Raw genomic sequence first — 12,763 nt, 5'->3', positions numbered from 1 at the left:
GAGATGAACGATTCTCCCCAAGGGGTTAGTCTGTTTCATGTCCTCGGGGCTTTTTTATACCCGGAGATAACGCATGAACACAGAAACTAACGAAGTCGCGATGAAAGTCAACCAAGCCAATTTGGTTAAAAGTCTACGCTTCAGCTTCACCAACAAAACCACTGTCCTGGGCGAGCTCATCCAAAATGCCCGCCGAGCTAATGCGGCCATGGTGGTGATTAACTTTTGCCCTGAAACCAAATCCCTTCAAGTTTTGGATGATGGCTGCGGCATTGAATCGATGGCAACATTACTGACAGTCGCCGAATCCGGTTGGGATGCGGACGTGATAGTCAATGAGCATCCGTTCGGGCTCGGCTTTCTATCGGCACTGTTTGCCAGTCGGCGCATCAGCGTCATCAGCAAAAGCGGATCAATCGACGTCGAAACCGACCACATTTTGGCATTTAAACCGGTGACGATCACGCCAGTCCACGACTGGAACGGCATCACTAGCATTGCCTTGCAGGATGTGGATATGGAAATGGGTCAAATTTCCACCACGCTGAAACGCTTGGCGCGCGGTTTCCCCATTCCAGTGCTGTTCAACGATCAATTGCTTGAATGTTCCTGCGCACTGGATGGTGGATTAACCTTTGTTGACACCGAGATTGGCGCGATTTATCTGCATGGCATGGATCAACCCAATGGGGCGCAATATGAGTTCGATGTCTATCTGCAAGGTTTGCCCATATATTCCTCGCACAGCTACACATCAAATCGCCATATTATTCATCTGGACTCTTCTCGTTTTCACGCCCGCTTGCCGGATCGTGACAAACTGGTAGACGAAGCGGATGTCATCAAACGGATTAAAGCGGTTCTGGCACAAACCATCGAACAGCGCTTTATCCAGATGAAAACCACTCTGTCTGATGAAGAATTTGTTGGTTTTTATGAAATGCTGCGGCATTGGGAACTGCTGAAGTTACTCAACGATGTGCCTGTAGTACCACCCGAGGCTTTACGGGAAATCATTGCTTATCCAGTCTGCGATACCGAAGTTTTTGATAACTTTGAGCAGCAACCGGATAAAGCCATGACCCGTATAGAAATTTTGGCTCGCGGCATCGTCTCGATTGACGATGACATCAAACAGGACGGCGCAGGGCGCTATTTGTTCGCCTGGAGCCGGGATTATTTGCTGTACCACGGCACACTGGATAGCGGGCATTGGCTTCATTCGCTGGTTCGGCATCTCAATGATGAAGAACTGGTGATTGAAACGGTCAATGAAAGCCATCAGGCCCAATTCCAAGGTGATTGGTGCTGGGTTAGCGTGCGTTTTTGCGATGCTTACCAAATCCGACTAGGACAGGATGTTGTTGAAATCACGGCTGATGCTTGCTACCAAGGCCAGGAAAACGCCGATGACATCATTGTGCCCAAAGGCGATAGCTCCGCTCAGGTGTTGCAACAAATGGCCAGCTTCAGAAGCGAGTACGATGAATTTCAAGAATCGACCTTCGAAAGCGATTCGGATGCCTTCGTTGCTTTTGTGGTGGCCAATACCGCTAGTGATCCAGCCAATGCTATGCAACGCTTGTTACCGGATTTTTGCGGTTGTCCTGCATTGTACGGTATAGCTTTCTTGGTTGAGTTGGATCAGCAAGGTAAACCGGCATCGGTGATCGCATATCCCGGAATCGGGTCAAATGCAAATCCTTCATACCAGCATGAATAGCTAAAACTTGATGCGTGAGCGCATTATCCAACCGGATAATTGCGCTCATTTTTTTACCAAAAATGAAAATAAGCCATAGTCCCATATCCGCCAAAATGTGCATATTCCACGTCAAACCAGCCCCCATTCCGATAAGCTTACGCTAGTGATGAATGACGGCTTTTGGAAATGGCGAATTGTCGTTATCGACCCAAACCCTTCTATCGAGTTTCTCCAAAACGGTCATTCAGTGAAATACAGATTCTTCGAAATGTTGGGCTATAAAGCAGACGTTGGTGGCCTCAACCTATCGGCCAACATGAGACGTACAGGAACTTCAAAGCAAAGTCAGGTGTATGCTTTATAGCCGCCGTTCGAGGAGAGAAGTTAAGCGTCGTGGCAAAAAGTCCAACTCAAGTAAATTACTATGCACCGAACTCTGCAACGAAGTAAGCAATCAAGTTTCGATTTGGTATTGCTGTTCGCTAATCTGTTTTTATAATTCGCTGATACCGACTTATAAAAGTGACATTTTTATTTGCCACATTTCCTCTATTTATACCTTTACATGTCATAGTATAACCGGACATTATGTCAATTTTGAAAGTCAGTGTGGGTGGATTCATTTGGGCTACTCGATCATTTAGAAAAGTTGGTTTTGAAAGCTTTTCTTGACAACTGATGTTAAAAGAGTAAAACCTAGTCAACTAGTAAGAAATGTTTTGGCAGCTCTACATGATAATGACGGCTATTTTTGGTTTTAATGTAACCGAAAAAACTCCAAAACTAATGCAAATGTAGAGACGGAAAGTCACACCCCTCCATACAAACGAAAAGCCGAGCTGTCGATGGACTTAGTAATGGCCGCAAACGATACACCCGACCAACCACGGTTTTCAGCTGCTTGAGCATTTTGCGTTTGCGCTTCATGTGTTTGGCATGATGGTAACGGTTGGCCATTAGCAGCAAATACGGAGCTTTGCGATTGTAATTTTGCCGCAACGGAATCTCATGTTGCTCGGCTAAACGCACCAGGTGCTGGCGGCAGCGTTCGTACAGTTTGCCATCCGTTGGATACGTGATGGCTTTTTCTTGAACCGTGCTATCGACCGTCACCGATTCAAAATCCTGTTTCTTGACGGTTTTGCTATCCACGCCAGCCTGGATCGTCACCGATAACATCCATTCACAGCCGGCTTCGCCAATCCGCTTCCGCCAATACGTCAGCGAGGTGGGGTGACAAGGCATCTGGTGTTGGGAATATTCTTCGCCGCAAAAGTATTGCCAGTACGGATTTTCCAGCCATTGCGCCACAACCGCTTCGTCGGAGCGTGCAAACGCATGTTTGAGGTAATGGAGACCGGTAATCAGCCGCGTGGGCAAGGCGGGCGCACCTTGATTCTCGGTGAAAAACTCACCGAACACATCCTCCAGTACTTTCCAATCAATCAGGTTAGCCAGTTGGTAAAGTCCGTGTTTTGGACTTAACAGATCAGCCAGAGGAGTGTTGAATAAATCGATTTGGCCGCTCGTTTCTTGGGATTTTGGATTCATTTTGAATAAAAATTTGCAAGAAATTAATATCTATTTTACCCGTTTCTTGCAATTATTACCCGAGTTTTTATTTAAATATTTATTTTTAATTCAATGCGTTAGCGTTGATTTTATGGCTTTTCAGGGACGACTAATTCTAAATAACTATACAACTTATTGGAACTTCTTACAGGACAAAACTTAGAGTTCAAAGGTACTTCAATGCTCTTGTAGTGGGATAAAACTTAAATTATAAGGAAGGTAAAATGACTGGCAACATATATTCATTGTTAGTTGGAATTGATAGTTATGCACCAAGCCAAGGTATTCAATTACCTTCATTACATGGCTGTGTAAATGACATCAAAGCTATCGAAACCTATCTCAAATATCGGATTGCCGGAGAATGGAAATTAATAGAACCCAAAATCCTATTAAATGAACGAGCTACGCGGGATGCAATTATATGTAGCTTTCAAGAATATCTTTGTCAAGCGGAGAGCGGCGATATCGCCCTATTTTATTATTCAGGACATGGGGGGCAAGAAAAGGCGCCTGAAGAGTTCTGGCATTTAGAACCTGATCACTTAAATGAAACCTTAGTTTGCTATGACAGTCGTTCCCCAGGTAAACACGATTTAGCCGATAAAGAACTCAGGTATTTACTGGTTCAAGTCGCTAAGAAAAATCCTCGAGTCATTGTGATTCTTGATTCCTGTCATTCCGGTTCGGGAACTCGAAATATCCCTCAAGGAGTTCGCCTAGCTCCAGAAGATAAGAGAGATCGCCCATTATTTAGCTTCATTTTTGCTGAAGACACAATCTTTATGGATCACCTCCTCAGTTCTTCAAAAGTAGACAAGAAAAAAACAGGGTTAGATTTGCCAAAAGGAAGGCATATTCTCATGGCAGCTTGTCGAGACTTCCAATATGCGAAGGAATATAAAGGGGACGAAGGTGAAACCAGAGGGATTTTTTCTTACTTTTTCCTGAAAAGCTTAGAGCAAACGAATGGCAGTTTATCATACCTGGATTTAGCCAGAAATATAGAGGCGTTGGTTAAGGGGAAAGTCCAAGATCAAGTCCCTCAACTTGAAGCAACTAACCCAGAAGATTTAAAAGAGTCGTTTTTAGGGGACGCGATTCCCGAACGTACTTTTTACTTCAATTTAAGCCACAGTATCAACCCTAATGATCAAGGCTGGGAGATTGATGGCGGGGTAATGCAAGGCATTCCAAAATCATCTTCTACAAATGAAACTACTTTATTAGCCATTTTCCCTGTAGGAAGCAAACCTGATGAATTAATGCAATTATCAAAAGCAATTGGCGAAGCAAAAGTTATTAAAGTCTTGACCACAAAAAGTAAAATAGAAATTACCAAAGGACAAGAAAATTTAATCCAAAAGCAAGGTTATTGGGCTGTCGCCACCAGTTTGCCTTTAGCGCCTTTAAAGGTTTATATTCAGGGGGAGTTGGCAGAGGAAGCAGGCATAATCTTAGCAAAGAGAGCCTTAGAAGAGTCCAATTGCGGTAATAAATCCCTATACGTTAAGCCAGTCGAAAACGCCAAAGAAGCTGATTACAACCTGTTAGTTGATAAAGGGCAATTCTGGATCAATCAAGATGAACGACCTGTTGTTGCTCCGATTCCAAAACAACCCGGCTATAGCGAAAAAAATGCTAAAGAAGCAATTCAAGCTTTAGAAGCGATCGCCCGTTGGCGCAATATTCTCAATTTGAAAAGTCCTCAAAGCAGCGAGATAAAGTCCAACGATGTGGAAATGGAGATTAATCTTATTGGTTATCAAGGAAAAGATGAAGAAATTAAACCCGCTCAAGACTCGGACAAACCCCTAACGACAGCTTCAGAACTGCGCCTAGAGTATAAGTACCAAGACGGGGAGTGGAAAAAGCCTGTCATCCAAGTCAAACTGATCAATCACAGCAGCCAGCAATTCTATGCAAATGTCATCAATTTGGCAGAAGATTTTTCTGTGGAAGTACCTTTTTTCGACGAGAGAAGCAGTGTATTGCTACCAATCCAAACCGTAGAGGGGGCGGGGATTGTGGCTGGCTTTGATGATATTATTCTCTACATACCTGATACGTTTTTAGAACAAGGAATTACTGAATATAAAGATGTATTTAAGTTGATTATCAGTAAAACAGATTTTAACGCCAGTTTACTTGAACAAGATGGACTGGAACCTCCAAAAAGGGGAAGGCGTGGCATAGAGCCTGAAAGTAGTCTAGACCGGTTAATGGATCGAATCCAAAGCCGTAATGCGGCTCGTTCTGGTGGAAAATATGACGATTGGATCGCCAAAGAAATTGCCGTTACGATTATCAAGCCACGAGATGCTGAACAGCTTCAACCTGGTAAAGGAGCAAAACTACTCAATGGTTTAATTGAAGTGCAACGCCACCCCAGTTTGCAGGCAAAAGTTACCCTGACCACAGTTTCCCAAACCACACGAGATATTGGTAATCTTATTGCACCACCCATTTTATGGGATGAACAAGGCATCATTGAGTCTTTTCAATTTACTACCAGTCGCGGTAGCGATCCCGGACTGGGTGCTGTGGAGTTATTTGATGTTAATAATGTTACCTGGGTCACCAAAGATGCGCCTCTCATTTTAAGGGGGCACCTCGAAAAACCATCGAAAAGCCCGGCTTAGCGCGAAGCCAAGTCAGTTTGTTCCGCAAAAACGCGGCAACTTATCCATTTTCTTGTTCTGCTTTCGTGTTGAAGAGCGATTTATTGGCTCTTCAGACACGTTTTGCCTGCTAACTGGCAAAAGCCGAGACTACGCCACCGGTTTTCAAACTGCATAACCGACGCAAGTTGTAGGCTGCCGCTTTCAGGTTGAGCTGTAAAACAGCTCGGTCCAATCCGATACAGCGCAAGCCTTTGCCGCCCATTTGCTCCAAGCTGGCATGGACATGCTCGACGCGGGCGCGGCTTTTGGCAATCCGGGTGTTGCGTTGCTTCTGACAATCCGACAAAGGCTTGCCTTTCCCTGCTTTGCGCTGGATATGCACTCGCCAGCCGGCCTCTTTAAGCTGGGTTTCGCGTTCACCGTCCACATAGCCTTTGTCGGCATAAAGATCGCGACAGGTGTTGCCAGTATCCAATACGGCTTCCAAATGATGCGTGTCATGTTCGCTGGCCGTGCTGACTTTGAGTTTGCGGATTAATTTGTAACGCTTGTCGGCACTGGTCGATAACTTGTAGCCGAAATACGATTTGCCATGCTTTTTCGTCCAGGTGGCGTCGATGTCCTTCTGGCGGCGTTGAGCAGGCTTCCAATCAATCGGCATCGCTGCTTGCTTCACAAGGTCTTTCTCGCCTTTTTTTAAGTGTTGCCGAGGTGCCGGGACGATGGTCGCATCGACGATTTGCCCGCAACGCGCGATATAGCCGTGCTTGTCCAATTCCCGGTTGACTGCGTCAAATAAGGTTTCGCGGGCATTGGCTTTGACCAATCGCTCCTTGAACGTCCAGAAGGTCGTGCGATCAGGAATTTGGCTGCTATAGCGCAAGCCCACAAAACGCTGAAAGCTCAGACGATCCAGCAATTGAAATTCCATTTGCTCATCACTCAGGCTGTAAAGCTGTTGCAATACCAAGGCGCGAACCATGATTTCAGTCGGAAATGGCGGACGACCACCTTTTTCCTGGCTCGGACGTGGCGCTGCCTCATCAATGGCTTTCGCTAAGGCGCCAAAGTCCACATGTTTTTCCAGAACTTGCAAAATATCACCCAGCTTATCGAGCTTGGCTTCGCGTTCTTCCTCTGCAAACAGGCTTTCTTTGATCATAAAGGCTCAGGTTTGTGGTTATGTCTTGCCTATTTTCTCATGCGCATGGGTTTTTCGAGGTTCCCAAGGGTTAACCAAGCCTTAGAGGAAGGGGAATATCTCTTGCCTTTAAACTATGACGGGGAGTTTTTCCTGCCTCTCGGTTTTGGAGTTAAGAAAGGAGAACAAATTGAAATCAAGCTGGAACGCTTGCCTGAACCTACTGCAAGTAGCCGTAGCTTGGGTGGCTCGATCAAAATTTTCTTCAAAAAGCTCCGCAGTCAAAAGCTAGGACATAGTTATGAATATCCCATTCTAGCAGCAGCACTGGTTAAAGAAGAAGGAAATAAAATCGAAGTTATTTACAATAAAGATTTCGGTAAAGTTAAAGGCTTAGTGGCCTCTGCTCAGAGGATTATCCTCTACATTCATGGAGTTATCGGCGATACCGAAAGTATGGTTGGTAGCGTACTACAGGCAAAAGTAAAGGTGAATGGCCAACAAGGTCCACTACAGAATTACTACGATCTAGTTCTGACTTTCGATTATGAGAATCTTCAGACCACCATTGAAGATAATGCGCGATCACTCAAACATCGGTTAGAAGCAGTGGGTTTAGGCGCTAAGCACGGCAAAGAGTTACATATTGTTGCTCATTCAATGGGGGGGTTAATCGCTCGCTGGTTTATCGAACGCGAAGCAGGTGGAACTAATAAAATGGTTCAACATTTAATCATGTTGGGTACTCCCAATGCGGGTTCTCCTTGGCCAGTCATTCAAGATTTGGCTTTCGCCCTTTTAGGGGAGGGCTTGAATCAAATTCCTGAGATGGTTTGGCCTGCAAAAGTAGTGGCTAATTTAGCCGCTAAGTCACTGATGTTTATCGACGATAATCTTAAGACTCTCGACCAAATGCAACCTGACTCCCCTTTTTTCCAGTCGATGATTCATAACCCAGACCCTAAAGTTCCTTATAGCATCATTGCAGGGGACAAGTCGCTGACAACATCATTACAGTCTCAAGATCGCTTACGGCGATTAATGGCAAAACTCTTTACTCCAGTCGTCAATAAAGTAGTTGATGGTTTAGTGTTTGGGGGAGAGCCTAACGATATTGCTGTTCACCTTGCCAGTATTAAAAGTGTGAGTGGTGATCGCACACCTCAGCCCAAAATTCTCCCTGATGTTGCTTGCGATCATCTGACCTATTTCACCACCGAAGCAGGTTTAAAGGCATTGGCGGATGCTCTTAATCCGTATTTTAAACAACCCTACTGATTTGTGTAAAACCAACAAAGAGCATCAAGCAGCTAGAAAAATGAACAATATCTAACCTTAACCACCTAAAAAAGGAAGCCATTCCGATGCAAATTAACCGAAGTTTAGCGATTATTATTGGGATTGATAATTACGAACATATTCCTAAACTCACGAATGCGGTTGCTGACGCTCAGGAAATGGCTAAAGTTCTTAAGGAGCTCTACCACTACGAGGTATTACTGTTACTCAATGAAAAAGCAAATAAGGAAAAATTTGATGAACTTTTAGCTAATCTTCAAAAGCAGATCATTGTGTTCAATGATAAGGAAATTAACGTTGAAAAAACCGATCGTGTTTTGTTCTACTTTGCCGGTCATGGATTTCCTGAGGAGGCACAAGATAGTCAAGATGGTCAGCCAGCTGGTTATTTCATGCCTCAAAACGTGGAGGATAGTAATAAAGAAACTTGGCTATCCATGCAGAAACTACACAAAGTTTTTACTGACTTAAACTGCCATCACTTATTAATGATTTTAGACTGCTGCTTCGCAGGTAGAATTTCTTGGGTTGGAAGTGGAAGAAATGCAGCGCGCTCCCGAAAATTGTATCAACAAAGTTATGACCGATTTATAAAATATCCAACTCAACAAATAATTACCTCTGCCGCCCATGACGAGGAGGCGCAGGATGTTTCTCGTTTTGCACAAAGGGGAGAAAAGAATGGACATTCGCCCTTCGCACATTTTCTGTTAAAAATGCTCAAAGGTGACTCCGATGGGGGTAAGGATAAATACATTGCGGCAATTTTTGATAAAAGAGTAATTACTGTCCAAGGTATTTTTACCTATTTGCAAGAACAACTGGCTGAAGAAAAAGCAGAACAAACACCTGGTCTGCTTCAGTCACGAACGGAGCAAGATGGTCAGTACGTCTTGTTGAAGGGTGAATACATTTTTCCCCTAGTTGGTTTTAATCGCGAAGATTTGGAAGAAATTAAGCTAGACGAGGATACGAATCCTTATAAAGGGTTAAACGCATATGAGGCAAAAGATAAAGACCTGTTTTATGGCAGAACAAGACTGATTGATGGTTCAAAAGATCCAAAAGAGCCGAAGGAAGGTTTATTTTCAAAAGTTAGCAAGCATGCGCTAACTTTGGTGTTGGGGGTTTCAGGCTCTGGTAAATCAAGTTTAGTAAAAGCAGGCTTGATTCCTGCTATAAAAATAGCAGGAGAAACTGGTCAGCAGAAGTGGATCATTCTTGAGCCTATGCGACCTGGAGAGTTTCCTTTCGATGCTTTAAACCAACTATTAACTCCACCGGGATCAAATTATTCTGGATTTACGAGCTTAGATAATCAGAAAAAATGCGAAATTATCTATAGTAATATTGGCAAGAAGTTCTCTCTAAATACCAAATTATTATTGGTGATTGATCAAGCCGAAGAGTTATTTACGCTTTGTCAAAACCCACAAGACTGTTCAGAGTTTATCAAGCTATTAGATAAGTTATTAACTGATCATGAACATTTGCGAATAGTGCTAACCTTGCGCTCTGAATTTGAACCTAAATTCAAAAATGCTTTAAAGGAAACCCGTAGGCAACAAATTTGGCAAGAAGTGCGATTTTTTGTTACTCCGATGAATAGGGAAGAGTTACAACAAGCGATCGAAGAACCTGCTGCACAAAAGGCGCTATTTTTTGAGTCACCCCAGTTAGTCAATGCCTTGATTGATGAAGTTATTCAAATGCCTGGGGCTTTACCCCTACTTTCTTTAACTTTGAGTCAACTTTATTTAAAGTATCTCAATGCTGAGGGAAAACAAGATAGGCATGACCGAACCATTACTTGGGCAGATGTATATGATGGAAAACTTGGTATTGGTGGTGTGCTTTTATCTCTTACACAAACTGCTGACGAGACATATAACAAATTAGTAAAAGAAAATGTTGATGCATCAACTATTCGTGATGTAATGCTGCGAATGGTGGTGAGGAGTAGTGGAGGTGAATTGGCTCGCAGAAGAGTATTAAAATCTGAATTAGATTATCCAAATAAAGAAAAAAATGACCAAGTAGATAAAATAATCAAATACTTCTACGAATCCCGTCTACTTATCAAACAACCAGATACAGAAAATAAAGAATGGGTAGAGCCCGCCCATGATGCTTTGATAACGGGATGGGGGAAAGTTAGAGATTGGCTGGACGAGAAGCAAGAGATCGTCCAAAAAGGAAGCGGGTCGAATCCGATTAAAAAATTTCTGGCTGTAAGTAAAGTCCTTCAGCTCCTCAAGTCCCTATTCCCAGTGTTCTTAACATCGAAAGAAAATGGCAATAAAAGCGATCTCACCGAAGCTGAAAAACACACAAAGGTAAATCTTTCTTTGCAACAAGAGGTGACTACTGCTGGTTTAAAATGGGAAGCGAACAAGAAAGAGACAAAGTATCTTTGGAATGCTAGCCCCTATCTTAATGTTTTAAAGCTGGTACTCAAATCTGAACAAAATAATAACTGGTTAAACAAGTTAGAGTCTGAGTTCGTGCAGCGTAGTCTCAACCAAAGAGAAAAAAATCGCCGCTTTATAATAGGCTTCGTTTTTACTGCGTTCTCTATCGTATCGGTATTTTCTCTAATTCAGTGGAAACAAAATCAGGAGGCTCAGAGTATAAATTTAGCTGAATCTGCAAAAACCATGTTTAAATCAGCTAAACAATTAGAAGCTTCGATTCAAGCGATAAAGGCTGGTAAAAAACTGAAATGGGTTATTTTTCCAGACGCGGTCGCCACTCACCAAGCTGTGGCAGCGTTACATGAAGCAGTTTTTGATTCATATGAATTTAATCGCTTGAAAGTCGAAAGTAATCAAGAGTGCGAACACCGTATGATGTCAGTAAGTAATAACAGGGATATTCAGCAAAAAGTAGAGGAATTTAAATTGGAGTTTAAATCCAAGAAACATAATTGCGCATTGTTGATACTAAATTCGACAAATGCTTCTGATAAATGGACGATTGCTGGATTTGATGATAAAAATGAATTTAAAGAATATTTGATCCATTATCCCAGTGATGAGTTGTCAGTAGCGCTGAAGAAAAAGACTAACCTAGGTGAGATTGTTGAGTTGGTTACATCAAAGCTAGGCCTCACCTCTGATGTAAATGCTAATGTTATATCTACACAATTTGGTTCTGATGGCAATATATTGATTTCACTGAGTGAAAATGGTATTGTCAAGTTATTGAGTCTAGATGGCAAGATAATCAAGACACTTCAAAACAATCTTGTCTCAGATGAGATTTATAAAAGTAATAACCCGACTAGATTCAGCGAAGAACCCATTTTTAAAATAAGCCCTGATGGCAAGATGCTAGCTTTATTAAGTGGCGGCAACATACACTTGTTAAATTTAGATAGCGAAAAGGTCACAACATTACCTAGTAATAAGTTAAATATTTCTGATATAAGTTTCAGTCCAGATTCTGAATGGTTGGCTTTAAAAATTGATGAAGGCGGCATTCAATTGTGGAATTTAGATAACAATAAAGTCAAAGTTATTCATAGTAATATTTCAAACATAGAACAAATGAGTTTCAGCCAGAATGGGAAGATACTGGCTTTGGCTGGGGATAAAAATTTTATTGAATTTTGGAATCCAGATAGACCAGATGCTAAGCCTCGGATATTTAGAGATCAATCTTTCACAGAGGCACTAAAATTTATTTTTAGCCCGGATTTAAAGTTTCTAGCCTTAGTTGATAAAGAGAGTCAAATCCAATTATGGAATATACAAACAGGCAAAAAAATCAACAAAAAAACTAACCAAAATGACGAGGACCTGAACCAATCTGATTCTCGTGAACCAACTCCTGTTTTCAGTCAGGATGGCAAAATGCTCGCAACATTTAGTTTTGATGGCATTCTTGAAGTATGGGATACAGAAACAAGCAAAATCCTTTGGAGTATCGAAGCGAGTAACGATGGTTCACATGGTTCTAATGCGAAACAAATCATGTTTAGTCCTGTAGGTAAAACACTTCTTACAATGGAACAGTCCGGACTTATCAAACTCTGGAACGCAGAAGGTAATAATATACCCAGGGAACTTCCAGTGGGATTAAAAAGTATCAGCAACTTAGCGTTCAGTCCCAAAAACCATATGTTGGCTTTGGCAGGTGAAAAAAAATTGTCAAAGCCAGTTAAAAAAGAGAAATTTATAGAACTTTGGGACCTAAATAGCAAAAATAATCCCATGGAAATTTCAGGTGAACACTCAGAAATCTCCAGTATTAGCTTTAGCCCAGACGGGAAGTTGTTGGCTTTGGCAGGTGAAAAATTGGAAAAGACAGATGTAAATAAACAAAATAACCAACTAATTGAACTTTGGAGCCTAGAAAGCGAGATACCTAAAAAAATAGAAAATACTCTCTCTCATCCTGGAGTCTTTAGCGTCAGTTTTA

Annotated in this window: 6 protein-coding genes; 4 read left to right on the top strand and 2 right to left on the bottom strand. The window is 42.3% G+C overall.

What is annotated here, in order from left to right:
* Window positions 1–73 precede the first annotated feature (73 nt).
* Entirely contained in the window at window positions 74–1,723 is a 1,650-nt protein-coding gene (locus tag EBB_RS17545; RefSeq protein WP_225587574.1) for an ATP-binding protein, read from the top strand.
* A gap of 765 nt (window positions 1,724–2,488) precedes the next feature.
* On the opposite strand, the gene EBB_RS17540 is transcribed toward EBB_RS17545, so the two are convergent.
* Window positions 2,489–3,256, bottom strand: coding sequence for an IS5 family transposase (locus EBB_RS17540; RefSeq protein WP_223146861.1), 768 nt, complete (start codon window positions 3,254–3,256; stop codon window positions 2,489–2,491).
* 245 nt (window positions 3,257–3,501) lie between these two features.
* On the opposite strand from EBB_RS17540, the gene EBB_RS17535 reads away from it, so the two are divergent.
* Window positions 3,502–5,919 (top strand): caspase family protein, encoded by a 2,418-nt coding sequence (locus tag EBB_RS17535; RefSeq protein ID WP_192395071.1) that lies wholly within the window; start codon window positions 3,502–3,504, stop codon window positions 5,917–5,919.
* A gap of 109 nt (window positions 5,920–6,028) precedes the next feature.
* Here EBB_RS17535 and EBB_RS17530 read toward each other — a convergent pair whose 3' ends face one another.
* A complete protein-coding gene (locus tag EBB_RS17530) occupies window positions 6,029–7,063 on the bottom strand; it encodes an IS5 family transposase (protein WP_192395070.1) in 1,035 nt (344 codons plus the stop codon).
* Between the two features lie 102 nt (window positions 7,064–7,165).
* Here EBB_RS17530 and EBB_RS17525 point away from each other — a divergent pair, with 102 nt between their 5' ends.
* Window positions 7,166–8,320, top strand: a complete 1,155-nt coding sequence (locus EBB_RS17525) for an esterase/lipase family protein (protein WP_223146860.1) — start codon at window positions 7,166–7,168, stop codon at window positions 8,318–8,320.
* An 86-nt stretch (window positions 8,321–8,406) separates the two neighbouring features.
* Window positions 8,407–12,763, top strand: a 4,357-nt coding sequence (locus tag EBB_RS17520; RefSeq protein ID WP_192395068.1) for an nSTAND1 domain-containing NTPase, incomplete at its 3' end; no start/stop codon positions are given.

Origin of the sequence: Methylomonas fluvii (assembly GCF_014850975.1) — a bacterium.
Lineage (GTDB): Bacteria > Pseudomonadota > Gammaproteobacteria > Methylococcales > Methylomonadaceae > Methylomonas > Methylomonas fluvii.
The sequence above is the reverse complement of the archived record's forward strand: the minus strand, read 5'-3'. Positions and strand labels throughout refer to the sequence as shown.